At 61.2% G+C, this 1824-nt stretch carries 1 protein-coding gene; it reads right to left on the bottom strand.

The annotated features are described in order from the left end of the window. The coding region (locus DVJ77_RS20940; RefSeq protein ID WP_225428133.1) for a condensation domain-containing protein at nucleotides 1-1824 on the bottom strand (1824 nt) is incomplete at both ends.

Genomic DNA, 1824 nt, shown 5'->3' with positions numbered 1-1824 from the left:
GGTTTGCCGCACCCAATGCTCAAAGCGCTGATGAATGCACGGCGCGCCCAGCCCCGGCAACTGCGTTCCAGGCTGGACCTGCGCGACGGGGTTGAACGCATAGAGCAGTTGCTCGCGCTCGGCTTCGCCCAGCATCGGCAGCTCGCCCACGGCACGGCCCGGATCGGCCACGATGGCTTGCAGCAGATTCATGAAATGCCCGGCCATGCGCTCGATCGTGCTCGCCTCGAACAGATCGGTGCTGTACTCAAAGCCCCCTTGCAGGCCGTCCTGGGCTTCGGTCAGGTTCAATGTGATGTCGAACTTGGCGGTGGCGCCTTCGCTGTCCAGCAGCTTCATGGCCAGGCCCGGCAAGGCCAGCTCGTCCATCGGTGCGTTCTGCAGAACCAGCATCACCTGGAACAGCGGCGTATAGCTGGCATGCCGTTCCGGCTGCAGCGCTTCGACCAGTTGCTCAAACGGCACATCCTGGTGCGCATAGGCATCGAGCGTGTTCGTTCGCACTTGCTTGAGCAACTCGGTGAATCCGAGACTCAAATTCACCTCGGTACGCAGCACCAACGTGTTGACGAAGAAGCCGATAAGCGGCTCGATCTCGGTGCGGTTGCGATTGGCGATCGGCGTGCCGATGCAGATATCGCTTTGGCCCGAATAACGTGCGAGCAGCACATTGAAGGCAGCCGACAGCGTCATGAACAAAGTACTTTGCGTCTGGCGGCCAAGCGCTTGCAAGTCCGACACCAGTGCGGCCGGCACCGCGAACGGCAGCATGGCGCCGTTATGCGTCAGCAACGATGGCCGTGGCCGGTCGGTGGGCAGCATCAACAAGCTTGTACTGTCGGCCAACTGTCGCTTCCAGTAACCGAGCTGCTGCTCCAGCACATCCCCGCTCAGCCATTGCCGCTGCCAATGGGCAAAGTCCACGTATTGAATCGGCAACTCGGATAACGGCGACGGCAGCCCTTGCATAAAGGCCTGATACAAGGCGGCCACTTCGCGCACCACGATCCCCATCGACCAGCCGTCCGAAACAATGTGATGAATCGTCAGCAGCAAAACATGCTCGTTATCGGCAAGCCGGATCAGGCTGAAACGGATCAACGGACCCGTTGCAAGATCGAAGGGCTTGTTCGCCTCGTCTTGCAGGTGCACGCGCGCCTGTGCCTCGCGTTCCACAGCCGGCAAGCCGCCTAGATCGACGATCTCCAGCGCCAACGGCGATGCTGGCGCAATGACTTGCACCGGCGCGTCGCCCACCATCGCAAACGAGGTGCGCAGGGCTTCATGGCGACGCACGATCTCATTCAGTGTGCGGGCCAGCGCGTCTACTTTGAGCTGCCCCGTCAATCGAACAGCCGCCGGGATGTTATAGAGCTCGCGCCGCGATTCGTATTGATCGAGAAACCATAGGCGCGTCTGTGCAAACGACAGCGGCAACGGCGCATCGCGGTCTACCGGCCATATCGGCGGCGCACTGACACGGGTATCGGCTTCGGCCACTTTCAGCATCAATGCTGAAATCGACGCTGCCTCGAACAAGGCGCGCAACGGCAATGCCACCTGCAATGCGCTCTGTATCCGCGACATCAACTGGGTCGCCAGCAACGAGTGGCCGCCCAGCGCAAAGAAGTCGTCATGAATGCCGACCTTGTCGAGATGCAAAATCTCCGCCCAGATGCCGGCCATGATTTCTTCGCTGGGCGTGCGCGGCGCCACATAGCCGACCTCGCTGCGCGTCATATCCGGCGCAGGCAACGCCCGGCGATCGATTTTGCCGTTCGTGGTCAAGGGCAGCTCATCGAGTACCACGAAGTAGGCCGGCAC

It is taken from the genome of Dyella tabacisoli (assembly GCF_003350925.1).
In the GTDB taxonomy this organism is placed as follows: Bacteria; Pseudomonadota; Gammaproteobacteria; order Xanthomonadales; family Rhodanobacteraceae; genus Dyella_C; species Dyella_C tabacisoli.
Note: the sequence above shows the minus strand (reverse complement) of the source record. Positions and strands in the feature narration are given on the sequence as shown.